This is a genomic window from Halorubrum hochsteinianum (assembly GCF_023702125.1).
In the GTDB taxonomy this organism is placed as follows: Archaea; Halobacteriota; Halobacteria; order Halobacteriales; family Haloferacaceae; genus Halorubrum; species Halorubrum hochsteinianum.
In genome coordinates this window covers 2439363-2464906 of record NZ_CP098415.1, presented here as the reverse complement: position 1 = coordinate 2464906, position 25544 = coordinate 2439363, and the positions used below count along the sequence as shown (strand labels likewise).

Annotated in this window: 24 protein-coding genes and 1 tRNA gene; 16 read left to right on the top strand and 9 right to left on the bottom strand. The window is 70.2% G+C overall.

All coding sequences use genetic code 11. The features are described 5' to 3' along the window. Positions 1–14 precede the first annotated feature (14 nt). From NAF06_RS12490 to NAF06_RS12480, 3 genes are all read right to left on the bottom strand, one after another. The gene (locus NAF06_RS12490) at positions 15–383 is read right to left on the bottom strand and encodes a DUF8147 domain-containing protein (protein WP_008580839.1); all 369 of its coding nucleotides are present in this window, start codon (positions 381–383) and stop codon (positions 15–17) included. An 85-nt stretch (positions 384–468) separates the two neighbouring features. Beyond that, the gene (locus NAF06_RS12485) at positions 469–831 is read right to left on the bottom strand and encodes a DUF8066 domain-containing protein (protein WP_008580837.1); all 363 of its coding nucleotides are present in this window, start codon (positions 829–831) and stop codon (positions 469–471) included. 66 nt (positions 832–897) lie between these two features. Next, positions 898–2829, bottom strand: a complete 1932-nt coding sequence (locus NAF06_RS12480; RefSeq protein WP_008580835.1) for an aldehyde ferredoxin oxidoreductase family protein — start codon at positions 2827–2829, stop codon at positions 898–900. Positions 2830–3093: 264 nt separating this feature from the next. Between NAF06_RS12480 and NAF06_RS12475 the strand changes: the two genes are divergently transcribed. From NAF06_RS12475 to NAF06_RS12445, 7 genes are all read left to right on the top strand, one after another. After that, positions 3094–5367 (top strand): bifunctional metallophosphatase/5'-nucleotidase, encoded by a 2274-nt coding sequence (locus NAF06_RS12475; protein WP_008580833.1) that lies wholly within the window; start codon positions 3094–3096, stop codon positions 5365–5367. 106 nt (positions 5368–5473) lie between these two features. Further along, a complete protein-coding gene (locus tag NAF06_RS12470; RefSeq protein ID WP_008580831.1) occupies positions 5474–6796 on the top strand; it encodes a DUF7405 family protein in 1323 nt (440 codons plus the stop codon). 96 nt (positions 6797–6892) lie between these two features. After that, positions 6893–8260 (top strand): DUF7350 domain-containing protein, encoded by a 1368-nt coding sequence (locus NAF06_RS12465; protein ID WP_008580828.1) that lies wholly within the window; start codon positions 6893–6895, stop codon positions 8258–8260. Further along, a complete protein-coding gene (locus tag NAF06_RS12460; RefSeq protein WP_008580826.1) occupies positions 8257–9102 on the top strand; it encodes a cellulosome anchoring protein cohesin region in 846 nt (281 codons plus the stop codon). The genes NAF06_RS12465 and NAF06_RS12460 overlap by 4 nt, the downstream gene beginning before the upstream one ends. Beyond that, positions 9099–9566, top strand: coding sequence for a hypothetical protein (locus tag NAF06_RS12455; RefSeq protein WP_251106164.1), 468 nt, complete (start codon positions 9099–9101; stop codon positions 9564–9566). Before NAF06_RS12460 ends, NAF06_RS12455 begins: the two co-directional genes overlap by 4 nt. Positions 9567–9646: 80 nt before the next feature. Continuing rightward, positions 9647–10741 carry an archaeosine biosynthesis radical SAM protein RaSEA gene (locus NAF06_RS12450; RefSeq protein WP_008580822.1) on the top strand — a complete coding sequence of 365 codons (1095 nt, stop codon included), beginning with the start codon at positions 9647–9649 and terminating at the stop codon, positions 10739–10741. A 205-nt stretch (positions 10742–10946) separates the two neighbouring features. Further along, positions 10947–11150 (top strand): DUF8106 domain-containing protein, encoded by a 204-nt coding sequence (locus tag NAF06_RS12445; RefSeq protein ID WP_008580820.1) that lies wholly within the window; start codon positions 10947–10949, stop codon positions 11148–11150. 100 nt (positions 11151–11250) lie between these two features. On the opposite strand, the gene NAF06_RS12440 is transcribed toward NAF06_RS12445, so the two are convergent. Then, a complete protein-coding gene (locus tag NAF06_RS12440) occupies positions 11251–12000 on the bottom strand; it encodes a 5-formyltetrahydrofolate cyclo-ligase (protein WP_008580818.1) in 750 nt (249 codons plus the stop codon). Between the two features lie 147 nt (positions 12001–12147). Here NAF06_RS12440 and engB point away from each other — a divergent pair, with 147 nt between their 5' ends. Next, positions 12148–12768 (top strand): GTP-binding protein EngB, encoded by a 621-nt coding sequence (gene engB, locus NAF06_RS12435; protein ID WP_008580816.1) that lies wholly within the window; start codon positions 12148–12150, stop codon positions 12766–12768. Between the two features lie 385 nt (positions 12769–13153). On the opposite strand, the gene NAF06_RS12430 is transcribed toward engB, so the two are convergent. Then, positions 13154–14200, bottom strand: coding sequence for an enolase-like domain-containing protein (locus tag NAF06_RS12430; protein WP_008580814.1), 1047 nt, complete (start codon positions 14198–14200; stop codon positions 13154–13156). 95 nt (positions 14201–14295) lie between these two features. Here NAF06_RS12430 and NAF06_RS12425 point away from each other — a divergent pair, with 95 nt between their 5' ends. Beyond that, a complete protein-coding gene (locus NAF06_RS12425) occupies positions 14296–14934 on the top strand; it encodes an IS6 family transposase (RefSeq protein ID WP_008586413.1) in 639 nt (212 codons plus the stop codon). Between the two features lie 27 nt (positions 14935–14961). On the opposite strand, the gene NAF06_RS12420 is transcribed toward NAF06_RS12425, so the two are convergent. Further along, positions 14962–15669 (bottom strand): DUF1405 domain-containing protein, encoded by a 708-nt coding sequence (locus NAF06_RS12420; protein WP_008580799.1) that lies wholly within the window; start codon positions 15667–15669, stop codon positions 14962–14964. Between the two features lie 149 nt (positions 15670–15818). Here NAF06_RS12420 and NAF06_RS12415 point away from each other — a divergent pair, with 149 nt between their 5' ends. From NAF06_RS12415 to NAF06_RS12390, 6 genes are all read left to right on the top strand, one after another. Then, positions 15819–16451, top strand: a complete 633-nt coding sequence (locus NAF06_RS12415) for an FxsA family protein (RefSeq protein WP_008580797.1) — start codon at positions 15819–15821, stop codon at positions 16449–16451. A 104-nt stretch (positions 16452–16555) separates the two neighbouring features. Beyond that, a tRNA-Ile gene (locus NAF06_RS12410) sits at positions 16556–16629 on the top strand. A 234-nt stretch (positions 16630–16863) separates the two neighbouring features. Further along, a complete protein-coding gene (locus NAF06_RS12405) occupies positions 16864–17115 on the top strand; it encodes an AbrB/MazE/SpoVT family DNA-binding domain-containing protein (protein WP_008580796.1) in 252 nt (83 codons plus the stop codon). Further along, positions 17116–17550: a PIN domain-containing protein gene (locus NAF06_RS12400; RefSeq protein WP_008580794.1), complete on the top strand. Its 435-nt coding sequence runs from the start codon at positions 17116–17118 to the stop codon at positions 17548–17550. It begins immediately after the preceding gene. Between the two features lie 222 nt (positions 17551–17772). Beyond that, the gene (locus NAF06_RS12395; RefSeq protein WP_008580792.1) at positions 17773–18135 is read left to right on the top strand and encodes a hypothetical protein; all 363 of its coding nucleotides are present in this window, start codon (positions 17773–17775) and stop codon (positions 18133–18135) included. 206 nt (positions 18136–18341) lie between these two features. After that, the gene (locus NAF06_RS12390) at positions 18342–22136 is read left to right on the top strand and encodes an Eco57I restriction-modification methylase domain-containing protein (RefSeq protein WP_008580789.1); all 3795 of its coding nucleotides are present in this window, start codon (positions 18342–18344) and stop codon (positions 22134–22136) included. 4 nt (positions 22137–22140) lie between these two features. On the opposite strand, the gene NAF06_RS12385 is transcribed toward NAF06_RS12390, so the two are convergent. Then, positions 22141–23343, bottom strand: coding sequence for a redox-regulated ATPase YchF (locus tag NAF06_RS12385; protein WP_008580787.1), 1203 nt, complete (start codon positions 23341–23343; stop codon positions 22141–22143). A gap of 114 nt (positions 23344–23457) precedes the next feature. After that, a complete protein-coding gene (locus NAF06_RS12380; protein WP_008580786.1) occupies positions 23458–23715 on the bottom strand; it encodes a DUF5789 family protein in 258 nt (85 codons plus the stop codon). Between the two features lie 155 nt (positions 23716–23870). On the opposite strand from NAF06_RS12380, the gene NAF06_RS12375 reads away from it, so the two are divergent. Continuing rightward, entirely contained in the window at positions 23871–24449 is a 579-nt protein-coding gene (locus tag NAF06_RS12375; protein ID WP_049908507.1) for a universal stress protein, read from the top strand. 65 nt (positions 24450–24514) lie between these two features. Here the strand turns inward: NAF06_RS12375 and NAF06_RS12370 are convergent, their stop codons facing one another. Then, positions 24515–25504, bottom strand: a complete 990-nt coding sequence (locus NAF06_RS12370) for a biotin--[acetyl-CoA-carboxylase] ligase (RefSeq protein ID WP_008580781.1) — start codon at positions 25502–25504, stop codon at positions 24515–24517. Between the last annotated feature and the right edge of the window lie 40 nt (positions 25505–25544).

The following is a 25544-nucleotide window of genomic DNA, read 5'->3' as shown; positions in this document are numbered from 1 at the left end:
GGATCGCCTTCCGATCAGTCGAACCGGTCCGGCTCCCGCCTCGCGAGCGCGAAGGCGACGAGGCCGGCGACGCCGGCGAGGACGAGCGCGCGCTCGACGGTCACGAGCCCGCGGACCGCGGAGACCGCGTACGAGGCGGCCGCGACGACGCACGCCGCGTAGCCGACGGTCGCGACGCCGAGCAGGGCCGGGCGGGCCCCCGGGGCGTTCCAGAGGCGGGCCCACGTCGCCGCCGCGGTCGCAGCGCCGGCGAGGAGTCCGACCGGGAGGCCGACGAACGCGGAGAACTCGACGACCGACCCGAGGAGTTCCGTGACCGCCGCGGCCACCGTCAGGAACGCGGTCACGCCGACCCCGAACGCCGCGAGGAGTCGCCAGTTCATACCCGGCGGTCGACGCGATCCGTGTTAAAGAGTCGGGACGGAACGGAGCGGGCGAGCCGGAGTCGGTCGGCGCTCTCCAGCGTCGTCAGCGCTCCCGATCGGTCACGCGCTCGGTCGTCGACGTCGCGGTCGACTCGCGGCGGGCGTCGTCCCGGTCGGTTCCCGTCCGGTCGGTGCCGGAGCGCCCGGTGCCGGACCGATCGGCCGCGACCTCCCGCTCGCGGGCCGCCGCGAGTCGCTGGACGCCGTCCGCGACCGCGTCGACGGCCGCGAAGACGCGATACCAGAGGTACGGTCCGACCGAGAGGACGGCGACGACGAGGAGGCCCAACAGGGCCCGTCCGACGAACACCAGCGAGTATCCAAACGCGAGGAGGCTCGACGCCGCGAGGATCGCACCCGCGGGCGTGCGGAGGGCTTCGGCGGGCGAGAGCGGGTCGTACGCCATGGGCGACGCTACCCGGGCGAATAAGTTAAAAATGGACGCCGGTCGTCGGCCGCGACGCGGCCGTCGTCAGTCGTCGGCGGGAGCCGCCGAGTCACCGGCGGAGACGCCGGTGCCAGGCCCGATGTCGATGTCGAGCTCGGCGAGCTTCTCGTCCGGAACGACGCCGTCGACCCAGTCGCGGGTCTCGTAGTACTCGGCCTTCAGCTGGTCGAGTTCGACGAGTTCGCCCTCGCTCGCGCCCGTGCCGGGGATGGCGTCCGGGTGGCCCTCGACGAAGCGGTTCGGCAGCGTGTCGTCCGCGCCGTCGAAGCCGACGAGGTTGTTGTAGTAGCGTTCGAGGTTGTAGACGCGCTCGCCCGCCTCGAACAGGTCGTCCTCCGAGAGGTCGCGGCCGGTCATGCCGTTGTACTGGAGCACGTACTCCTCGATCCCCTCGGCGAACGCGCTGAACTTACAGATGTCGAACGAGTCCGAGACGGCGTGGAGGTCCTGGAAGGTGGCGGTGAGTTCGCCCTTCCCCTCCCACTCGTACGGATCGACCTTCTCCGGGATGCCGAGGATCTCGGCGGCCGGCGTGTAGCCGCGCAGGTGGCAGGCACCGCGGTTGGAGGTCGCGTACGCGATCCCCATGCCCTTCATACAGCGCGGGTCGTAGGCGGCCATCGTCTGGCCCTTGACCGAGAGCTTGTTGCCGTGCGCGTCCTTCGCGTCCGCGACGCGCTCGGGGCCCTCCGCGAGGAGGTCGCCGAGGTCCGACGAGCGGTGACCGATCTCCTCGATGAGGTCGATCATCGTCTCGGAGTCCCCCCAGTCGAGGTGGCCGACGCCGTCGAGTTTGCCCTCCTCGCTCATCTCCATCGCCATCGCCATCATGTTGCCGGCCTCGATGGTGTCGATGCCGAGGTCGTTACAGCGCTGGAGCATCAGCGCGATCTCGTCGCGGTCGGAGTGGCCCGAGTTCGGGCCGAGCGCCCACGCGGACTCGTACTCGTACGACTCCGTGCGGACGTTCATCTCCTGCCCCTTGTGGGTGACGTTGACCTCGACCTCCTTCTTACACGCGACCGGACAGGAGTGACAGGTCGGCTCGTCGACGAGGATGTTCTCGCGGACGTTCTCGCCGGAGACGCGCTCCGCCTGCATGTCGACGCCCTCGGTCTCGCCGTACTCCTCCGTCGAGGTGTACTTCGCGTTCTTCGTCGGGAGGCCGTCCATCTCCTCGGTCGCGTTCATCAGGACGTTCGTCCCGTACATCGAGAGCCCGCCCTCGTTGGGCGCGGTGACGTCGGACTCGCGGATGACCTCCATCGCCTGCTGGTAGCCCTCCTGGAACGTCTCCGGGTCGGCGGGCTTCGGCATGTCGGTCCCCGACTTCACGACGACCGCCTTGACGTTCTTCGCGCCCATCACGGCCCCGGTGCCGCCGCGGCCCGAGGCGCGGTCGTCCTCGTTGATGACGCAGCCGTACCGGACCTCGTTCTCGCCGCCCTGCCCGATCGCCATCACGGAGACGTTACGGCCGACCTTGCCGTCGACCTCCTCGCCGATCTGGTCGATCGTGTCGTGGACGCCCTGTCCCCAGAGGTGCGAGGCGTCGCGTACCTCGACGTCGCCGTCCTCGACGAACAGGTACACCGGCTCGTCGCTCTCGCCGTCGAGCAGGATGCCGTCCAGCCCGGCCCACTTGAGCCGCGCGCCGGACCAGCCGCCGTGGTGCGAGTCGGTGACGGTGCCCGTCAGCGGGGACTTCGTCACCAGCGCGATCCGGCCGCTCATCACGGTCTGGGTGCCCGTCAGCGGTCCGGTCATGAACGCCAGTCGGTTCTCCGGTCCCAGCGGGTCCACGTCGGGACCCTTGTCGAAGACGTACTTGACGCCGAGCCCGCGCGCGCCGATGTACTTCTCCGCGTCCTCCTCGTCGATCCCGCGGTAGCTGACGTCGCCACCGGTGAGGTCGACCTGTGCCACACGGTCTCTGTAGCCGCCCATTTCAGTCATGTAATTCTCGTTCATTATGTTTGTACTGCGCACGGTTATTCCTTCACACGCCGACGTAACCGATAGGAGTTACGCGCGTCCGCCGTCCTCGGTCGAGGGGAAATCATACCGACTGACAGGTTCGGATCCGGGGGAATCGGTCCGGTTGCCCGCGAAGCCGCCACCGTCCGAGCCGACACCACACGTTCGTGGATATATAGCGCTCGGTACCACCACTTATCCGGCATGTAAATGTTTAATAGCGTCTCTCCGTCTTACGGAACTATGTCGCAAGACACGCGGTCGGAGGAGGTCGTCGATGAGACGCGCCGTCGCCTGCTGGCGGCGGCCGCGGGCGGGGTAACCGTCGGTGCCCTCGGAACCGGGGCGACGGGCGGCGCGGCCGCGCAGGACGACGGGACGCTCACGCTCGTCCACGACACGCACTTCCACGGCCGGTTCGAGGACGCGGGCAACGGCGCGATAGACATCGCGCGCTACTACGCCATCGTCGAGGAGTTCCGCAGCGAGTACCCGAACACGGCCTTCCTCGGGAACGGCGACGACCTCGCGCCGTCGGTCCTCGGCTTGGAGTTCGAGGGCGAGCACATGGTCGAGGCGCTAAACGAGATGGGGCCGGACGCCGTCGGGGCGGGAAATCACGAGTTCGACTTCGGTGTCGACACCGCGAGCGAACGGTTCGAGGCCTCCGAGTTCCCGTGGGTGATCGCCAACCTCCTCACGCCGGAGGGGGAGCCGGTCCCCGGGACGGAGCGGTGGACGACCGTCGAGGTCGGGAGCTACACCGTCGGCGTCTTCGGGATGGGCACCACCGGCTTCTACGACATCACGGACTACCCCGAGGACTGGCAGGTGCTCGGCTACACGGAGGCCGCCGAGGCCGCCGTCGAGGCGCTCGAACCCGAGACGGACTTCATCGTCTGCGCGTCGCACGTCTCCAGCGGCGTTCACGAGACCATCGCGGCGGTCGACGGCGTCGACGCCATCGTCGGGTCGCACTCCAACGTCGTCTACGAGGAGCCGGAGACCATCGAGGGGACGACGGTCGCCGAGTTCGGCGACGAGTTCGACCACATCGGGCGGCTGACCTTCGACGTCGAGACGGGCGAGCTCTCGGAGTGGGAGCGGGTCGACATCTACGACTCGGAGGCGCTCGGCGAGGACGAGTCGCCGCCGGAGTCGACCGAGAACTACACGCCGCGCGACGTGCAGTCGGTCGAGCGGGACCAGTCGATCGCCGAGATCGCGGACGGCTACCTCTCGGACCTCGAGGAGCGCCTCGGCCAGCCCGTCGTCGAGACGGAGGTCGAGCTCAACGCCAGCTTCGACAACTACGAGATCGAGACGGGGTGGGGGAACCTGATGACCGACCTGATGCGGGACGTCGGCAACCTCGACGAGGAGATCGACGTCGCGGTCCAGAACGCCGGCGGCATCCGCTCGGGGTCCACGTACGGTCCCGGCGACCTCACCGGCAGCGACGTGATGAACATCCTGCCGTTCCCGAACGAGATCGTCGTCTACGAGCTGACCGGCGCGCAGCTCCGGTCGTACCTCCAGCGGTCGGTGCGGCCGATGCCGGGCGATTACGGCGCGCAGCCGGCCATTCAGGTGTCCGGCGTCTCCTACGAGTGGACCGGCCACGACGGCGAGGGGCAGGTCCGAAACGTCTGGGTCGGCGGGGAGCCGATCGACCCCGAGGCGACGTACCTCGTCTCGACGAACGACTTCGTCGCCGGCCGGAGCGAGGAGTTCGTCGAGGACTCCCGCGTGTTCAACTCGGGGCAGTTCCAGGGGCCGTTCGTCAAGGACACGCTCGACGCCGAGTACGACACGATCGCGCCGGAGCGCGAGGAGCGGATGATCCGCGTCGACGAGGTGGTCGAGGACGCGAGCGTCGAGGCGACCGAGGACGCGCTCACCGTCTCGTTCCCGCAGACGGACGCGGTCTCGTCGGTCGTCGAGGACACCTACCGGCTCGTGGCACCCGGTCACGGCGTCGTCGAGGCGTCGTCGGTGTCCGGGGGCGACGAGGTCGTCGTCGAACTCGCCGCGGAGGCCGTCGTCGAGGCGTTCGACGCCACCGGGGCCGACGCGCTGTCGCTGGTCGGCGGGTTCGACCCGAACAGCGACCACTACGGCTACGAGAACGACGACGGCGAACTGATCGAACTCCCCGTCAACGCGAGCTACGACTACTACGAACTGCGGGCCTCGCTGTCCGGCGAGGACGTTCGGGCGACCGTCGGCGGCGACGACGGCTCCGACGGCGACGACTCCGATGACGGGTCCGGCGGAGACGACGGGAGCGACTCGGACGGTTCGGACGGCGGCTCCGACGGGTCCGACGGCGACGGTTCGGACGACGGGAGCGACTCGGGCGGTTCCGACGGTTCGGACGGCGGCGACGGCGAGACCGCCGACGACACGCCCGGGTTCGGTCCGCTCGCCGGGGCCGCGGGCGTCTCGGGCGCGGCGTACCTCTACGGGAAGTACGGCGCGAGCGACGGGGGCGACGACGGCGCGGCCGACGAGTAGAGCGAGGAAGCAGAGCGGGGACGGTCGCGCGAGCGAGGCCCGGCGGCCGGCGGGGCCGGTCGCCGACGCCGTCTTACCGACGAGACACGAACGGTCACACGACAGAATGGAACTTCCGGATCCGGACTCGGTGTCCCGGCGTGAGTTCGCGAAGGCCGCCGTCGCGCTCGGAGGCGTCGCGGGCCTGAGCGCCTGCCTCGACGCGAGCGACGCCGACGGGGGCGGGAACGCGGACGCGGCCGACGGCGGCCCGCTCGACGGCGTGCCCGCCGGCGACCCCGGCGAGGCCCCGGATCGCCAGCACGCGTGGGACGACGCGCTCGACCGCGACGACGCGGGCAACGTCGTCCCGCCGACCCACCACGTGCTCCGGTACGTCGACGTCGACCGCGGCGACGCCCCCCGGGCCGACGCCCGGGAGCGGATCGAGGCGGCCTTCACTGACCTCGAACGCGCGTTCGAGCGCTCGGCCGCCGGGCTGCTGTTCACCGTGGGCTACTCGCCCGCCTACTTCGACCGGCTGCCGGGAACGCTCCCGGAGTCGGTCGATCTCCCGGCCCCGCGACCGCTGACCGGGCTGGAGGACCCGTCGATCGACGAGGCGGACGCGCTCGTCCACTTGGCCGCAGACGAGCCGGCGGCGGTCCTCGCGGCCGACGAGGCGCTGTTCGGCGGGGCGACCGCCGCCAACGGCGTCCCGGTGACGGACGCGAGCGGCCTGTTCGACCCCGTCGACCGGCGGACCGGATTCATCGGCGCGGGGCTCCCGCGCGAGCATCGCGACGCGGACGGGATCCCCGACGACGCGCCGGTCCCGGAGGGCGCGAAGCTGTTCATGGGGTTCGCGAACGGCTTCGCGGAGTCGCAGGCCACCGAAGGCCGGGTGACGATCGAGGGGGGACCGTTCGCCGGCGGGACGACCCAGCAGGTCTCGACGCTCCGGACGCAGCTCGACGCCTGGTGGTCACAGGAGAGCCACGAGCAGCGCGTGGCGAAGCTGTTCAGCCCGACCCACGCCGACGAGGGGCGCGTCGGCGAGTACGGCGAGCGGCTCGGGAGCGACCCGGGCGTCGCGGACCTCCCGGAAGACGCGGTCGCGTACGCCCACGAGGAGGGCGTCGTCGGGCACGCACAGAAGGCGGCACGCGCCCGCGAGGACGGAAAACCGCGGCTACTCAGGCGCGACTTCCCGACGACCGACGGCGACCACACGGGGATCCACTTCCTCACGCTCCAGGAGTCGATCGGCGACTTCGTCGCCGTCCGCGACGCGATGACCGGCGCGGACATCGCGGACGGGACCGCGGTGGGGAGCCGGATCAACAACGGGATCCTCCAGTACGTGTTCGTCCGGAGCCGCGGGAACTTCCTCGTGCCGCCCCGCGGCCTGCGCGCGCTCCCCGACCCGGACCCGCGGAGCGAGCCGTGACGCGGCGGGACTGACTCGAGGAGCGGATTCGGGACCGCAGCCGGACCGGCGCGGAGCGGGTCCGATGACGCGTTCGGAGCGACGGAGACACGACAGATGACACGCGACACGACACAGGCCGACCGGACCGAACCGCAGCGACCGCACAGCCGCCGCCGCGTGCTCGCGCTCGGCGCGACCGCCGGAGTGGGCGCGCTCGGCGGGTGTTTAACCAACTCCGGGGACGGCGACGCCGGCGGCGGGTCGACGGGCGGGGCCGACAGCGGCGGGGACGAAGCGACGAACGGGAGCGGGGACGACGCGGGGGACGACGGCGGGTCCCCGTCGCTGCCCCGGGTCGAGGACCCGCCGGCGGCGACGTACGTCCCGACGCACTTCGAGGCGATGCGGCGGTTAGATCCCGTCGAGGCGGGCGACTACCTCCTCGAACCGATGGTGACGTACCCGCACCGGTTCTGGAACGTGACCGGCGACCGGGTCGAGGCGGCGGCTCCGACCGACGACCACGACGTCCACCTGATGGTGACGGTCCGCGACGCCGAGACCGGGCGCGTCCTCCCGGCGGAGACCGGACTGCGGGTGACCGTCGGCCGCGAGGGCGAGTCGGGGACGCCACACACCCCGTGGCCGATGGTCTCACAGGAGATGGGGTTCCACTTCGGCGACAACCTCTCGCTGGACGGCGACGGCACCTACGAGGCGACGGTCCGGGTGGGGGCCGTCGACGCCCGAAAGACCGGGTCGTTCGCGGGACGGTTCGCGGAGCCGGCGACCGGGACGTTCACCTTCGAGTACGATCGGGCGTTCCGCGAGTCGGTGATCGGCGACATCGTGTACGTTCAAGAGGAGTCCGACTGGGGCGTCCGCGGCGCGATGGCGAACGGCTCGCTCGGGCGCGGCGGCGGGCGGAGCTACGGCGACGTCGACCGCGAGGGGCCGAACTTCGTCGACGCGCAGCGACAGGACGCCGACCGCGATCACCGCGGCGAGTCGCGGTGGGAGGCGCGCGTCGGCGACCGACGCTACGGGACCTACTGGCGCGCTCCCGAGGAGGGCGAACTGCCCCCCGCGGCGCACCTTCCCGGGCGGCTTCTGGGCGAACCGGTCGTCGGCGACGCGCTGCTCGCGACCGCCCTGCTCCCCGGCGGGTCGCGGTTCGTCGAGGGCGACAAACGGTACCTCCTCGTCTCGCCCCGGACGCCGTACAACCGGTCGATGCTCCCGATGGCCGCGTTCGACTACGCCGTGCGCCGCGGCGGGAGCGCCGTCGCGTCGGGGGCGCTCGACGCCGCGCTCGACGACGCGGTCGGCTACCACTACGGGACCGCCCTCGACGGCGTCGAGTCGGGCGATGAACTGGCGCTCTCGGTGGCGACCGCCCCGAACGTCTCGCGGCACGCGGGCTACGAGACGGCGCTGTCGGAGACGGGCGAGGTCACGCTGACCGCGGAGGTGCCGGAATGAGACCGGGCCGGCGGAGCGGTCGGGCCGCGCTCGCCGTCCTCGTCGGAGTCGCGCTGCTCGTCGGCGCGGTCGGCGCGCTGGCCGGCCCGGCGAGCGCCGGCGACACCGCGGGCGCGCTCTCGGTGTCGCCGGAGTCGTTCGACGTCGAGCCCGGCGACACGGTCGCCTTCGAGGTGGCGATGGTGAACGACGGCGAGCGCGACGACGACGGGGTGTACGGGCTCACGCTCCGACTCGACTACCCGAGCGAGTACCTGACGGTCACGGAGATCGAGTCGGCGGACTGGTTCCGGGAGGCCCCCTCGGGAGACGACCGGTCGCAGCCGGACGTCGACGTGTCCGAGTCGGTCGAGTACGACGACGAGCGGGGGGCCGCGCGGCTGTCCCAGTCGCTCGACGACCCGACGACCGGCGTCACCGGCGAGGCGGTCGTCGCGACCGTCACCGTTCGCGTGGAGCCGGACGCGGAGCCGGCGGTCGCGGAACTCGGGACCCGGGAGACGAGCACGGACCTCACCAGCCGGCGCGACTACCCGCAGCCGCTGGCGACCCCGTCGGTGACGTTCAACGTCTCCGGCGGCGGCGACGGCGAGGTCGTCACGCCCGACTACGACGACGCGGCGTTCGCGGACACCGACGACGGCGAGAGCGCGAGCGACGGGGACACGGACGGCGGGGACGCGAGCGACGGAAACGCGAGCGGGAACACGGACGCGAACGAGGGCGAGGAAGCGAACGGGAGCGACGGGGTCGGGGATTCGACCGGCGACGAGGCCCCGGCACCGGTCGGCGGGGTACTCCTCGGGGTCGTCGCGGCCGCGCTCCTGCTCGCCAGACGGTGAGCGGCGTCGACGCGGACCGGTCGGCCGGCGAGCGGGGCGGCGCGTGGCGGCCGTTCCTCGCGGGAGCCGCGGTGGTGCTCGTCGCGTCGCTGCTCCCGGTGCCGGGCGCGCTCGCCGGTCCCGGGGGCGGTCCGGCCGTCGGCGCGCCGGTCGGTCCGGCCGGCGGCGCGCCGGTCGGTCCGGCCGGCGGCGCGCCGGTCGGTCCCCTCGCGGCCCTCGGTCCGACCGCCGCGTTCCACCTGATCGGGTACGCGGGGCTGGCCGCGCTGGCGACGCGGGCGACGGATCGGGCCGTCGTCGCCGCCGTGGCGTCGACCGCGGTCGGGTTCTGCGTGGAGCTCGCGCAGCTGACGGTCGCGTGGCGGTCGTTCGCGTGGGTCGACGCCGGGGTCAACGCGGTCGGCGCGGCCGTCGGCGTCGCGGCCGTCGCCGCGGTCGCCGCTCTGCGGCGATCGGCCGGGTGAGTGGGTTCCGAGGGTCCTCTCGGCCGCCGGCGAGCGGCGATGACGACACCGCTTTACGCGCGCGGCCGCTTCCTCCGGCAATGAGTCAGCCGAGCCCCGACGCGTACGAGCAGGGGCGTGGGATGGACGCGCACAACGCCGTGATGCGCGACATCCGCGCCGAGCGCTCGGAGACGTACGACCCGACGGAGCCGACCCGCGTGTGGATCGACGAGGACAACACGCCGGACGGCGTGGTGAACTCCCTCACGATCATCTTGAACACCGGCGGCTGCCGGTGGGCCCGCGCCGGCGGCTGCACGATGTGCGGCTACGTCGCCGAGTCCGTCGAGGGCGGCAGCGTCGCCCACGAGGACCTCATGACGCAGATCGACGCGTGCCTCGACCACGAGCGCGAGGCGGCCGACGAGCCGGCCGAGCTGATCAAGATCTACACCTCCGGCTCCTTCCTCGACGAGCGCGAGGTGCCCGCGGAGACGCGGGCGGCCATCGCCGAGACGTTCGCGGGCCGCGACCGCATCGTCGTCGAGTCGCTGCCGGACTTCGTGAGCCGGGAGAAGATCACCGACTTCGCGGACCGCGGGATCGCGACCGACGTGGCGGTGGGGTTAGAGACCGCGACCGACCGCGTCCGCCACGACTGCGTGAACAAGTACTTCGACTTCGCCGACTTCGAGGACGCCTGCGCGGAGGCCGCGGACGCGGACGCCGAGTTCGACGCTGACGTGGGGATCAAGGCGTACCTCCTGATGAAGCCCCCCTTCCTCGCGGAGCCGGAGGCGGTCGACGACATGGTCGACTCGATCCGGCGGTGCGCCGACGTGGACGGCTGTCACACCGTCTCGATGAACCCGACGAACGTCCAGCGCTACACGATGGTCGACGAGTTGTTCTTCGAGGGCGGCTACCGCCCGCCGTGGCTCTGGTCGGTCGCGCACGTGCTGGAGGAGACCGCAGACGCAGACGCCATCGTCGTCTCGGACCCCGTCGGCCACGGCTCCGACCGCGGCGCGCACAACTGCGGCGAGTGCGACGACCGGGTCCAGACCGCGATCAAGGACTTCGACAAGCGGCAGGACCCGAGCGTCTTCGAGCAGGTGTCCTGCGAGTGCGAGGCGACGTGGGAGTACGTGATGGAGGCCGAGACGAGCTACAACATGCCGCTGGCGCGGTAGGGCGCGGAAACCGGGCGGCGACGGGGTCGCGGCGGGCGGTCTATTCCGGAACGATGGTGACAGTCCCCGATCAGTATATTTTCGAGTTTCGAAATTATCGATCCGTTTTGGCTCGATTCGTGAAATATTTCGGTATGAGAACCCCGACCATGCCGAACGATCAGGTCGAAAAAGACCCTTATAGCTCCGGCTCCTGTAGTAGAACATGAACGCAGACGCCAACGGCCCCCAGTCCTCCCGCGGGAAGTCGGTCCTCTTCTGTGCGGAGTGTCGTTTCGAGAGCGCCCTGTCGGACGGGTGGCTCGTCGTCAGCGACGGCGACGAGCGCACCGTCGTCTGTCCCGAGTGCGGGCACGTCGCCGACCACCGCTCCGAGCGGTCAGCGCCGACGCCGCAGCACGCCGACTGACCGAGCCGAGCGGTTCCGGGTTTTTTCCGTCGTCGCTCGTCTTCCGCCACGGCCAGCGGTCCGTCGGTCGGTTACAGCCCGCGATTCGCCAGACGGTGAGTCACTCCGAGCCGGGCGCTCGCTCCCGAAGCACCGGGATCGCGTCCAGCCGCTCCCCGCCGAGCGCGTCCCAGTCGACGCCGGAGGGACGGGCGTACGGCGTGTCGGTGCGGACCGTCCGCTCCGGGGTGACGACGAGGTCGAGGGGAACGTCGTGGGCGTCTGGTCCCGGGAGGTCGGCGTCCGCGCCCGCGGCGGACTCGGGGCCGTCGAGGACCGAGAGCTCGTGGACGGTCGTCGCGACCGTCGTGTCCGTGTCGACCGCGTCGAGCTCGCGGAGGACCGCCCACTCCAGGTCGCTGTACCCCTCTCCCTTCCCGATCCGCGCGCCGTCGGTCGTGACGCCGACGGAGCCGGCGACGATCAGGTCGACGTGCGGGAGGTCCTCGGGCGCGGTCGACGTCCCGTACTCGGAGACCCCCGAGACCGTGGTCGCGTCGTCGATCTCGTCCGGGGGGATCTCCGTCGGGTCGAGTCGGAGGAACGGATCCGGGTCGCGGAGCCGCGGCTGCGCCACGTAGACCGTCTTTCCGGCGCGGAGCGCGGCCCGGCGGACCGGGAGCTGGGGCGCGTCGGGGTTGGCCTTCAGCGTCGCCGCCGACTCCCACGCCGCGGTCGCCGCGAGCCGCTCCGCCGCCGCGTCGGCCCCGGCGAAGTTGGGGATGCGGTCGTGCGGCGGGAAGGGGAACCGGCCTTGGTCGCCCTCGTCGAAGGCGTCCCACACCGCCTCGCGGACGGCCTGTTTGTCCATGCGTCGACCTCGCCGCTCGCGGCCATCAACGTTCCGCCGGGGACGCGTCCGCGTGGGCTCGACGCGGACGCGGTGCCCGGTTCGACCGGGCGGGTCGGTACGGGCGCGGACGGGCCACTTAACCCGTTCAGGCGCGCACGGTCGGACATGTTCGAAGACCGGCCGGACCGCGACGCCGAGGTCGTCCTCGTGGGACGATCGAACGTCGGCAAGTCCACGCTGATGCGCGAACTGACCGGGCACGACTTCTCGACCGGCGGCAAGCCGGGCGTCACCCGGCAGCCGAACCACTTCGACTGGGCCAGCGAGGGGTTCATGTTCACCGACCTGCCCGGGTTCGGCTTCATGTCCGGCGTCGAGGACGAACACCGCGAGCAGATCAAGACGGACATCGTCCGCTACCTGGAGGACAACGCCGACTCCATTCTTGCCGGCGTCGTCGTGTTGGACGGGAAGGCCGCGGTGGACATCATCGACCGCCACCGCGAGCGCGGGAACATCCCCCACGATGTGGAGATGTTCGGCTTCTTGAAGGATGTTGGCGTGGAGCCGATCGTCGCCGTCAACAAGACCGACAAGATCGACGACCTCGACGAGCGGCTCGATGAGATTTGTGACCGTCTCGGGCTGTACCCGCCGTGGCAGCAGTGGTCCGACCGTGTGGCCCCGATCTGCGCGAAGCGCGGCGACATCGAGGCGTTAGAGGAGTGTCTGCGGACGCGCTTCCACGACCACAACCGCGACGACCTGCTGAAGTTCGTCTCGTAGGGATCTGGACAGGATCAAAACGGTACGACCACCGGAGCCCCGAGCACTCGGTCCGACACGGTTGCGGTCGACGACACGGCCACCGAAGCCCCAGCCGGGAGGACTCGATGCGCTCGCTGCGGTCCTCGTCGCTCACTCCGTTCGCTCCTGCGGTCCTTACCTCGCGCGTCTTCGTCCTCGCGGCTGCCCCTTCGATTCCCGCCGCGCACCGCTCCGTACAGCACCTCACGCCTCCCCAGCCTCGTCGCTGGCCCCTCCGCTTCGCTCCGGGGTCAGCGACTCCATCGCGCGTGCTCCTCGCGGCCGCCTTCGGCGGCACGCTCGCAGGCACGCGCCACCGCGGCTCGATTTGTGAACGACCGAGGAGCAGTTTGGTTCGGGACTCTTAGAACTCGAAGCCGACCGCGTCGCGGCTCGGCTGGAGCGGGCTCTTGGGATACGGCGGCTCGGCGTCGGGGTCGTTGTACGCCCGCGGCGCGACGTCGTTCGGGGCGTCCGGGTAGCAGAGCGCCGCGAGCGTCTGGATCGCGGTGCGCCCGCTTCCGAGTTCGAACTGGCCGCCGCCGTACAGTTCGATCCCCTCGCGCTCGCAGTAGGCGATGGTGTCGAACAGCGATTCGAGGGTCCCGAACCGCGAGGGCTTGACGTTACACCACCCCGGCTCGACGGGGAGAGATTCGAGGCTCTCGACGCCGTCGATCGGGTAGTCGAACGAGAGGCGGTCGGCCTGCGGCTCGACGAGCGCGCTCGTGGCCGGCGTGAACGCGGGGTCCTCCACGACCGCCGCCGGGAACGCCGCGAACACGTCGCGGTACAGCTCCGGGTCCGGCTCCACGTCGACGTCGGTCCCCTCGTACCAGCCCTTGAGGTCGAGGATTCGCACCGCGTCGGTCTCGCGCAGCGTCTCGAACGCCGCCTCGGGCCACTCGGGCGTCGGGTCGAGTTTGAACTCCAGGTCGGGGTTGCGCGCGAGCAGTTCCTCGACGCGGTCGGTCGACGGCGGGTCGCCGAGCCGCGTCGAGACGACGAACCGGACCGGCTCCGGCTCGATCCCGAGAAACTCCCCAAGCGACTCCTCGTGCTGTCTGAGGGCCAGATCGAGCGCCGCGCTCTCGACCGCCCAGCGCCGGTAGTTCCGCGAGGTCTCGTTTTCCGGCGGGTTCCCGTGGAACAGGTCGATCTCGTCGAGCCGGTCGGACAGCGCGTCGATCGTCCACTCCCCCTCGACGTCGATCGGGTCGGTCCCGGCGAGCGCGTCGTGGTCGGCGGTCTCGTAGGTGACGTCCTCGCCGCGTCCGACGACGCCGTCGCCTGAGAGCCGGTACTCCGTGGTCGTGCGCTCGAACCCGCTCGTCGTGTCCGCGGTCTGCCGGCGGCGGGCGACCGACTCGATGGTCACCGACAGGTCCGCGATCTGCTCGTAGAGGCTCATGTGTGACCCGACGACGGCCGGTCACTTAAATCGGTGAGCGGGGCGGGGCGGCGGTGTTAAGTTAAGAACGAGGCGGCCGGTGTTTCGAATGCTCTATGTCCGAATCCAACCGCCTCGACGGCTGTACAGGATGGATCGACTTGGAGTTTGTGGAGCGTGAGCGGACACCCCACGAGATCATTGAAACCGGTATTCGACTCCATCTTGCCGGACTATCACTCTCGAATACCAAACAGTATCTTGAAAGGTTGGGTGTCGAGCGGAGTCGAACAGCAATTCACAACTGGATTCAAAAGGCCGACCTACAGCCAGTTGACGGTGCGAGCCCGAATCGCGTTGCGGTTGATGAGACTGCGATTCAGATCGATTCGGACAGATACTGGCTGTATGCTGCTGTAGATCCTCGCACAAACGAATTCCTCCATGTTGACGTATTTCCCGTCCAAAGCAAACAATTCACGCTGGTATTTCTCCGCGATCTTAGAGAGAAACACCACGTTGAGGATGCGCTATTTCTCGTTGATGCTGGCGGACACCTCACAGCAGCACTCTCACGAACCTCACTTCGATTTCAAATCACTCGTCATGGAAATCGGAATGCCATCGAACGTGTCTTTCGAGAAGTAAAACGACGGACCTCTTCGTTTTCAAATACGTTTAGAAATGCGGAGCCGACGGCAGCAGAATCGTGGCTCCGAGCCTTCGCCGTCTGCTGGAACCGATGCTTAAGTTAACACGACCGGGCGGGGCGGCGGATCCGGTCACGGTCCGGCGTCGCTCGCGCGACTCCGAAGGCTCGCGATCCGGGTTCCGAGCGTCCAGAACAGCGGGATCACGGTGAGCACGACCGCGCCGGCCGCCGCGACCTGTAACACCGTGGTGGTGAACCACGGCTCGGCGTCCGCGTACGGGAGCGCGGTGTGGGTCACCTCGCCGGTGACGGGGACGAAGTAGTCCATCAGCAGGTCGACGGTGTACCACGCGGTCGCGACCGCGACGGCGCGGAGCGGGAAGTCCGTGATGCGGTGGAGGACGAACGCCTGAACGACCATCGCGAGGTGGCTCACGAGGAGGAACGCGTACAGCGCCGGGCCCGAGTTCGCGAGGAACTGCGGGTAGAAGACGACGAGGACGTACGGCGTCCACAGCCCCAGCTTGACGTTGCCGAAGAACGCGAGGGCGGCGAGCGTGTCGCTCGACCGACCGAGCGCCCACGCGCCAAGCGCCGAGGCGATGAGCAGCGTCGCGCCGGGGCTGTCTGGAATGAAGACCCACGCCTCGGTCGGCAGGGCCTGAAACTGGAACCGGTAGTACCAGAAGCCGAAGGCGGTGCCGACGAGGTTGATGGCGACGATGACCCACGCGAACCGGAAGGCGACGTCCTCCAGCCGCTTCGGGAGGGGCGCGACCCACCGCGGGAGCGACTCGCGGTCGGGCGGGTCGCGGCCGAGCGCGCCGACGATGTCCATACCGCCGGCTCGAACCGGGCGGGCAAAGCCGTGGCGGTCGCGGCGGACGCGACCGGCGACGCGCGGCGGAGACGAGCGCGAGCCCGAGATCGCCCCGACCCCCGCCCGCGACGAAAAGGGCTATGGGGGCCCGGCGGGAAGGCGGGGGTATGCGCCCGCGAACGCTGCTCGCGCTGCTCCTCGTCGTCCCCCTCGTGGACGCGCTGTTCCTGATCGTGGTCGCGACGCGGCTCGGGTGGCCGGCGACGGTCGCGCTCGTCGTGTTGACGGCCGTCCTCGGGATGCTCCTCCTCCGCGCCGAGGGCCGGGCCACCCTCGGGCGGATCCAGCGGAAGCTGGCGCGGGGCGCGCCCCCGACCGACGAACTGCTCGACGGCGGGCTGTTGATCGCGGCGGGCGCGTTCCTGCTCACGCCGGGACTCGTCACCGACGCGGTCGGCTTCCTGCTCGCGCTCCCGCTCTCCCGGGTCCCGATCCGAATGGCCCTGAAGAAGTACGTCGTCGTCCCGTACATCGAGAAGGAGACGGACGGGTTCCTCTCCGGCAACGTCTACATCGGCGGCTTCCCGAACGACGGCGAGGGCGGCTTCTCGATGGGGGGTGGCGGCTTCCCCGGCGGCGGTCCTGACGGTGGTTCCGGCGGCGGTCCCGACGGGTTCTCCGGCGGCGACGGAGACAGCGGGGCCGCGGGAGGCGCGGACCCCGGCGGCGCTGCCGCGGACGACGACGTCGTCGACGTGGATTTCACCGTCGAAGAGGAGGAGCAGAAGGGAACCGACTGACGGCGCGGCCCTCGCCGAGACCCCGTGAAACCGCCACACGGCGGGCGGCTCCCGAAAGGAAACCCTTAAAATCCTACCCGCGTAACGACTGAATGCGCTCACCTGGGCCAATAGCTCAGTCAGGTTGAGCGCTCGGCTGATAACCGGGAGGTCCACGGTTCAAATCCGTGTTGGCCCACCTACAACGCGCACGGTCTTTGGCCGTGCGAGATTGGTGGGCTGGGACTCCCCAGCCACCCAATTTCGGTATTCTACCACTCCTGAGAAGGAAGTCCAAAGTCGCAATCCGAACAGATCACCGAGCGCGGCTCTCTCAGCAACACCGAACCCTCATGGACGGGTTCCTGAGCCGTGTTCTCGAGCCGTAGTGTGGCGACACACTATTATCCGTGATGGTGCCATACGATCGCGTATGAGTAGCGAAGGCATCGATTCCGAGAGCAAGGTCTCGGGGAACCAAGCCAACATTCCCGCCCGCATCCGTCGCGAACTGGACATCGACGACGGCGACACGCTCCGCTGGAACATCGAGGACGACGGGACGCTCCGCGTTCAGGTCGTCCAACGGCGCAAGGGGACGTTCAGCGACTTCGACGGGTACGACGGCGGTCAGGAGACGGACGCCACGAGCGAACACGACGCTTGGGGCGTCGACATCGAATAGATGCCCCGCGCTCTCGTCGACACGAGCGTCCTCTTCGCGGCCGCGTACCGCCGGGACAGCGCACACGACGACGCCCTTCCGATCCTCAGGGGAATCGACAGCGGTGACCTCCCGGAGGCGGTGATCCTCGACTACGTGCTCGCGGAGACGCTCAACGGGCTGACGACGCACGCGGGCCACGAGGCCGCCGTCGACTTCCTCGATCGGGTCGAGGAGAACTCGCGGCTTCACATCGACTCCCTGACGGCGGACGCGTTCGCAACCGCGAAAGGCCGCTTCCGGCGGCACGAGGGGTTCTCGCTCGTCGACGCCTGTATCGTCGCGTACACGGAGACGGAGGGGCTCGAATACCTCTACGCGTTCGACGACGACTTCGACGCCGCCGAGAGCGGCTCCCGCCTCGACGTCGCAACCGACCCGTATCAGCCGGAGTGACCGGGGCGCGTTCTGTGGACGGCGGGATTCTTTGGATTTTACTGTCCACGTGCGCTAACAACGTGACCGCCTGGAGGAGCTGGTCGAGTGGCTCGACCGGACGCCGTACTCCCGCGAGCTCCACGGCGAACCGACCACCACACCGCCCGGCGTCGGCTCGTTTCGAAATACCTGAACGATCCCGACCACAGCAATTTACACACAGTTCTCCGTGGGGCGGGTATGGATCCCTTCGACAACGGGGGTAGCTGCGCGAACGGGCACTACTTCGCGTCGCCGAAGCAGGCCGGCGACGGGACCTACTACTGCCCGAAGTGCAACGTCAAGAACGTCTCGCCGGGCACGGACGGCGTCGAGGACGCCGGCCGCTGCCGAAAGGGCCACTACTTCGTCGAGCCGACGCAGTTGGGCCACGGCGCGTTCGGCTGCCCGGCCTGCGAGTCGACGGATCTCGAACCGAGCGACGAGGCGTTCGACGCGGGCGGCGTCTGCGCGAACGGCCACGAGTTCCGCGTGCCCGACCGGACCGACGCGGGGGTGTACCGCTGTCGAGACTGCGGCACGCTCGATCTCGACCCGAACTGACCGTCGCGGGCGTGCCCCTGCCTCCCGGTCGAAAGCTCGGCGGTCTCGGCCGCGGCGTCGGTTTCGTCGTCGCGTGCGACTGAGACTCCCGCGGTCTCCGATTCGGTCGCCGAAATCGACGCGGACAGTAGCACTAAGGCGAGTCCGACGGAAGGGCCGTACCGAATGGATCTCTCGGAGTCTCCGTCGCGCCCCCGTGCGGCGGTATGACCGACTCGGCGACCGCCGCGATCCGTGCGGTCTTCGAGGCGTTCGTCGCCGACCTCCACGACGCGGTCGGCCGGCAGGCGCTCGAAGCGATCCTCACCGGCGAACGACCTCTCAGCGACTTCGATCTCGACTGCGAGCCGGAGGCGTTCACCGAGGAGAGGCTCGTCCGGCCGCTGCTCGACGCGGCCGACCTCCGGCTCGGCGATCCGGCGGAAGAGCGGGCCGGACCGAGCGCGACGGCCCCCGACTTCCGGATCGCGAAGGTCGACAGGGCGGTCGTCGGCGAAGCGAGAGCGATCGGCGAGATAGCGGCGGCGAGCGACGGCGTCGAGGAGTCCGTCGGCCCGTTCAGGGACGAGGAATACGGTATCGCCACGGACGGGGTCGTCTGGCGGCTACACGGGGCCGAGGCGCGGGGGGACGCCACCCGGTATCCGGTCGTCGCCGCGGTCGACACTCGACAGGCGCTGCTGGCCGCGGCCGTCGGCTCGGGGTACCTCGACGAGGCGGCCCTTCCCTCCGACGTGGACGCGACCGGCGCAGAGGCCGACCGCGACGCCGTGCGCGACGCGCTGGAAGACGTGAGGCTGGCGGCGTCCGGGTCCGGAGACGCGGCGGCCGCGCTCGACGCCCTTCCGCGCCCTCGCCGCGAGCCGGACTGGACGGCGACTGGATTCGAGGCGCAGTTCGGTCGCGCGAACCTCGACCGGCGTCTGCGGCGGATCCCCCGAGAGCGGCGGGAACGGCGGCGACGAGAGGTCGAGGGGTTCTACGACCGGTACGTCGAACTGCTGTTCGGCGAGGGGGCGGAACACTCGTTCGAGACGAACCTCCTCGCGTCGATCTCGCCGCCGGACGAGTCGACTCCGGAGTCCGAGCGGCGGCGGTTCGCGCTCGCGCTCGCGAACCGGCTGCTCTTCGTCAGCGTCCTCGAACAGCGGGACGTGGCCGGGATCGAACGCGGATTCCTGGCCGGACGGGTCGGGCGGTACGAGGCGTCTGACCCGCCGCGGAGCCTCTACGAGTCGGAGATCCGACCGCTGTTCGTCGACCTGCTGAGCACGCCGAAGTCGGAGCGACCGCCGGAGCTCCGAGACGCGGACTCGCGGCGCGATCGGGTGCCGTGCCTCAACGACGGGCTGTTCCGCTCCGCCGTCCCGAACGAGGCGGCGTACGACGTGGAAGACGGGATCTTGAAGCGGATCGTCGAAGGGCTGGGCGAGGAGGACGCGGAGAGGGGGGACTCGCTGACGACGGACGGAACCCTCGACCCGTCGGTCATCGGGGCCGTCTTCGAGAAGGTGATCAACCACCTCGGCGCGAAGCCCGACGTCGGACTCCAGAAGCAGGAGCTGGGGGCGATATACACGCCGTCGGACGTCACGGAGCGGGTAACGGAGAGAACGGTCGAGCCGGCGATCGAAGCGGCCGTCACCGGAGCCCTCCTCGATCGGTTCGACGACGCGGACGAGCGCGAGGCCGTTCGAAATCACTTGGACCGGCTGGGGCTGGGAGCGATACTCGACCGCTTCTCGGCGCGGAAGCGACTCGTCCTCCGGCGAGACGAGAGGGACGAGTCCGCGGAGATCGCGGTCCCGTTCGACGAACCGGACGCGATCGAGGCGGCTCTGGAAAGCGTGACGGAGCTCCGGGTGGTCGACCCCGCGTGCGGCTCCGGCCACTTCCTCACGACGGCGATGGACCGGCTCCACCGCGCGCAGGTCGATCTGCTCGCCGGTCTCAACGACGGCGACGAGCCGTCCGCCGAGGCCCGGTACGAGGCGAAGCGCGAACTCGCGTTGACCGGCGTCTACGGCGTCGACGTTCACGAGGCCGCGACCGAGGTCGCTCGGCTCCGCCTGTGGCTCAAAGTGATCGAGGACAACGGGTGGAAGTCGTCGTACGCGCGGCTCCCGAACGTCGACGCGAACGTCGCGCACGGGAACGCGCTGGTCGGCTTCCCCGTCACCGGCGGCGCGGACCGAACCGAAGTCCGGGGAGACGAAGTCACAGAGGTCCGAGGAGACGACATCGCCGAGATCGAGCAACGGCGGCTGGCGTACAAGTTCGACGCGGACACCGAGGGGGACGCCCGAGAGGAGCGACGCGGCTCCCTGACCGGAAACGTTCGGGCGGAATTAGACGAGCGGTACGTTTCGCGCCTGTCCGAGACGGTCGTCGACGAAGGCGTCGAGAGCCGCGAGGAGTTCCGTCGCCTCGTCGACTCGATACCGGGCTCCGAGGAAGTCCGTCCGAACGTCCGGCACGTCAAGGCGAGACCGGCCGGCGGCGGGGAGTTCTCGGCGGCACAGCGGTCGGCCCTCGAGGCCGCGGGCTTCGACGTGTTCCGCACCGGAACCACGGCGAACTTAGATGTCGGCGAGCGCGAGCGGGCGCTGGAGATGGGGTCCGACGAACCGCGAGATCGGCTCGTCCGTGACCTCGGAGACGTGCTGGACGAGGACGTCGTCTTCGCGGAGGTCGAGCGACGACCGCTCCCCTGTGACCTAGCGGACATCGCGGGGCGACCGTTCCACTGGATCGCCGAGTTTCCGGAGGCGGTCACGGAGACCGACGCCGGGTACGCGCTCGATTTCGACGTCGTCCTCGGGAACCCTCCGTACGGGGACCTGCTGACCGACGGCGAGAAGCGCCTCCTGACGCCGATGGAGACCGGAGAGGGGTACGAAGAGCTACGCAGCGGCGAGATCGCGGGCAACTTCGTCGAACGCGAACTCGACCTGTTGTCCGCGGACGGCTTCTTCGGAAACGTCGTGACCGTCGGCCTGTTGTCGAGCAGCGAGCGCGGGGCCGAACACGACCTCATCACCGACGGGTTCGAGTCCGCCGAGGTCTCCTCGTTCGCCCGACGCCCGTCGCAGATGTTCGACCGGTCGGGGAGCCGCGTCGAGATCAACCCGACGATACTCACCGGTCGGCCGGTCGGGTCGGGCGACGGGAGCGCGGAGGGCTCCGAGACGTCGTCCGGAGCGATCCGGTCGAGCGACTTCCTCAGGTTCACCGCCGAGTCGCGCGAGGCGACGATCAGGTCGCACGACCTGAGCCCGGCCGGCGATCTGATCCTCCGCGATCGGATCGGAGGCGACCAGAGAGGCGATTTCGACGCGTTCCCGAAGGTGGGCGACGAGACGAAACGCGGCATCCTCGAACGCCTCTCGGAGATTCCGCGGACGCTCGGCGACTGGGAGGTCGACGACTCGCCGTACCGCGTCCGCCACCGTCGCTCGTTCAACTACTGGCTGGTGGCGACCAGGGGCGGCGACGACCTGAACAACATGAAGGAGTACCGCTTCCCGACCGAGGCCGCGCGCGACTTCGCGTATCTGGCGGCGAACAGCTCGCTGCTGTACGGCTACCACATGACCTACGGGAACATGCAGGACTTCGGGAAGAGTCGGTTCCGGCGGTTCCCGGTCCCCGCGCGGTCGGAGTTGGCCCCCTGGCGACCGCTGATTCGACACTACGCCGACCTCCTCGAAGCGGGACTGGCCGGGCACGTGGAGTCGAGCGGCGACATCGGTTACCGAGGGGCGAAGGGGGTGAAGGAGATCGTCGACGAGGTCGAGTTCCTCCTCGGCTCGATATACCGCTTAGATCCACGGCAGATACGATACCTCCAGAGGTACGATAGCGAGTTCGCCCGGCACGGCCCGGACGGGTACGAGCCGGTCCCCGACGCGGTCGCGGAGAGCGAGGGAGGCGACCCGACGCCGGCGGTCGGGTTCGGCCCCGAGACGGAGCGCGGCGGCGACGGGACCGCGCCGTTCTAGCCGGTCAGGGCGCGGCCTGGTTCGTCGAGACCAGTTCGATCACGTCGCGGTGGCTGAGTTCGCGGTCCGTCCCGACCTGCCGGCCGCTCCGGCAGTCGGTGCCGTGGAGGAGCCCCTCGCCGATGTCCGAGTGGATGTGGTACGCGAAGTCCTCGGTGGTCGACCCCTCGGGGAGGATGAAGCAGTCGCGGAACACGCCCTTCTCGTCTTTGCTCCCGTTCGCGGAGCCCGGGAAGACGGCGATACAGCCCAGGACGTCGAAGACGGCGGATTCGAGCGCTCCCTGGACCCCGGTTCCCTCGTACTCGGTGACGAACTCGTTGATCCGATCGAGCCCCGCCTCCTGTTCGCCGGAGACGTCGCCGACGACCTCGAAGTCGCTCGCGCCCGGCGTGTAGTCGACGACGCCCGCGTCGTCGGCGTTCTTCAGCGCCTTCTCGGCGTGGGCGGAGGCGGGGACAAAGGAGAGGTGGTCGTAGTCGGGGTCCGACGTGATCGCCTCCCAGTTGGCCTGCGCCTCGGGCGTGTCCATCTTGTTGGCGGCGATCACCATCGGCTTCGTGCGCTTCCGGATCTCGCGGGCCAGCTCGATCCGGTCCGTCTCGTCCCAGGTCTCCGGGTCGAGTTCGAGGTCCTGCGCGAGGATGGTGCGTTTCATCCGGTCTTTGTCGGTTCCGAACGCGGACATCTGGTCGGCGAGTTCCGTCTCGATGGCGGCGTCGGCCCCGTGGTACCGCGTCTCGAACTTCTCTAATCCCTTCTCCAACACGTCGAGGTACCACGCGTCGAGCTCCTCCTCCAGGAAGTCGATGTCCTCGCGGGGGTCGTGGCCCTCGGTCGCCTCGCCCTCGATGTCGGTCTTCCCGGAGAAGTCGACGACGTGGATCAACACGTCCGTCTCGTTGAGGTCGGTGAGGAACTGGTTGCCCAGCCCGCGCCCCTCGTGTGCGCCCGGGACGAGCCCCGCCACGTCGACGAGCTTCACGGGCACGAAGCGGGTTCCCTCGCGGCAGACGCCGACGCTCGGCGTACAGGTCTCGTCGAACTCGGGGGCGGCGCAGTCGACGCGGACGTACGCCTCGCCGACGGTCGGGTCGATCGTGGTGAACGGGTACGCCCCCTCGGGCACGTCGTTCATGGTCGCGGCGTTGAAGAACGTCGACTTCCCCACCGAGGGCTTGCCGACGAGTCCGATCCGGTAGCTCATTACCACCGGTGGGCGACGCGGCGTAAAAAGCGATGCGAGACGGGGCGTGGCGTGGGTGTCGGTGACGAACGGCCGCGGGTCGGGAGCCGGGCCCGCCGACCGAGCGTCGCCCCCTCAGGCGTCGCCGTCGGACTGGCCCGGCTCGCCGACCGCCTCGATCGGGAGGACGTTCTGGAGGGCCGCGACCGCGTCGGCGGCGCTCTCGAACGTCTCCTGGTCGACGTCGGCGAGCAGGTCGCCCAGGTCGCCCTCGCCGTCGGCGAACAGCACCGTCGTGCCCGCGAACGACTCCGCGAGCGCCTCGCGGCCGGCGGGGTACGCGTGATCTTCGAGCGCCGATTCGACGCGGGACAGGTGGATCTCGTCGGTCATACGGTCCCGTCGGCCGGGAAGGGGATAAACGCGCGCCCCGGCGCGCCAGTACGTGCGCCCCGACGTCCCGGCGTGAGCCAGCGGCCGGACGACCGCGAAGAACCGGCAAGAACCGCAAAGAGTTATCAGTCGTCGGTGGCATGATACACGTGAACATGCCCCTATACGACCGGATTCTGGTTCCGACCGACGGCTCCTCGGAGGGAGAGCTGGCGGTGTGCCACGCGCTCGACCTCGCCGCGGTCCACGGGGCGACGGTCCGGGCCATCTACGTGGTCGACACCGCGCGGTACGCCGGGATGCCGATGGAGACGACGTGGGAGGGCGTCGGCGACCTGCTGTACGACGACGGCGAGGCGGCGCTCGGAACGGTCTGTGACCTCGCCGCCGACCGCGACGTCGACGTCGAGACCGCCGTCGTCGAGGGGTCGCCGAGCCGCGAGATCATCACCCAGGCGGAGGAGACGGGCTGTGACCTCGTCGTGATGGGAACGCACGGCCGCGGCGGCATCGACCGGCTGCTCCTCGGCAGCGTCGCGGAGAAGGTCGTCCGCGGCTCGTCGGTCCCGGTGTTGACGGTCCGGATCGGGGACGACGACGCCGCGAGCGCGGCCGAGTCGGCGACGGCGTCCGAGGGAGCGGAGACGGAGACCAACTCCGAGGTGGAACCGGAGACCGGGCCCGGGGCGGAGACGGGGAACCGCTCGGCGCTCGACGCGACCGAGACGGGCTGACAGCGCGCGACGGCCGGGACGGGTCGGCCGTCGACCTGCGCGCCGCGGTCGACCTCCACGACGCCTCACTCCGCGTCGCGCAGGTGTTCGCAGTCGCCCGCGTGAACGCGCTGTCGACTCTCGTCGGTGTCGACCACGAGCGCGCCCGGTCCCGCGACGTCGACCGCGGTCCCCTCCACGGAGCCGTCCGCGGTGTCGATGCGGACGCGCCGGCCGAGCGTGACCGACCGCTCGCGCCACGCCGGGAGGACGCGGTCCAGCGCCTCGGGAGAGGCCGTCAGCTCCGCGTAGCGTTCGAGCAGCGTCGCGGCGAACCGGCGGCGGTCGACCGGCCCGTCGCGCTCGGCCGACACGGAGGTCGCGCCCTCGGGGAGCGTCTCGGGGTCGATGTCGGCGTTGACGCCGACGCCGACGACGAGCCAGCCGACGCGGTCGGCCTCGCCCTCCATCTCCGTGAGGATCCCCGCGAGCTTCCGACCGCCGCGACCGGTCGGGTCCGACTCGTCGGCCGCTCCCCCGTTACCGTCGGCCCCGACGAGCACGTCGTTCGGCCACTTGATCGCGGCGTCCACGCCGGCCTCGCGAGCGGCGTCGGTCGTCGCCACCGCGGCCGCGAGGGTGAAGAGCGGCGCGCGCGCCGTCGGCACGTCGGGACGCGTCAGGACCGACAGCCAGACGCCGCCGCTGGGGGCCACCCACTCCCGGTCGAGGCGACCCCGGCTCCCGGTCTGCTCGTCGGCGACCACGGCGACGTCGGTCGCGCCGTCCGCCGCCAGTTCGCGCGCCCGCTCGTTCGTCGACCCGATGCGGTCGTGATACTCCACCGAGTAGGGCGCGTCGAGGCCGAACGCGATGCCCGCCCCGGAGTAGCCCGGGTCGTCGGGGGCGACGTAGCCGTCCGGCGTCGATTCGACCGCGAATCCCTCCTCGCGGAGCCCCTCGACGGCCTTCCAGACGGCCGCCCGCGAGACGCCGAGCGACTCGGCGAGGGCCGGCCCGGAGACGGGACCGTCGTCGGCCGCGAGGGCGTCGAGCAGCGCGCTCCGCGTGTCCATACCGGTCGTTGCGACGCCCACGCCGAAAGCCGTTCCGGGT